Source organism: Ensifer sp. ENS08, from assembly GCF_014852195.1.
Classification (GTDB): Bacteria; Pseudomonadota; Alphaproteobacteria; order Rhizobiales; family Rhizobiaceae; genus Ensifer; species Ensifer adhaerens.
Map to the genome: position 1 here is coordinate 1 of NZ_JACVBF010000071.1, position 347 is coordinate 347.

Consider the following 347-nt stretch of genomic DNA (forward strand, 5'->3'; position numbering starts at 1 on the left):
GCCCTGATAGGCCATGCGGTGCTGCACGGCGATGCCGCCGCCAAGGGCGGCGATCCGGTCGATCGAGCGGTCAGAGATCGTCTCCGCATGGTCGAAGAACCAGTTGATGCCCTCAAGCGGGATATCCTGGTTGACCTTCTCGAAGACGTCGAGCGCACGGGTGATCGTCTCGTCATAGGTGGCATGCAGTCGCCAGGGCCAGCGGTTCTCCGCAAGAATGCGCACGACCTCTTCGAGTTCGCCCTCCATCTCCGGCGGCATGTCCGGGCGCGGCTCGCGGAAGTCCTCGAAGTCGGCGGCGGAAAACACCAGCATCTCGCCGGCACCGTTGTGGCGGAAATAGTCGT

Annotated in this window: 1 protein-coding gene; it reads right to left on the bottom strand. The window is 64.0% G+C overall.

Annotated elements, in window-relative coordinates; all coding sequences use genetic code 11:
• Positions 1–347: amidohydrolase family protein (locus IB272_RS34555; protein WP_192359264.1), on the bottom strand; the 347-nt coding region annotated here is incomplete at both ends.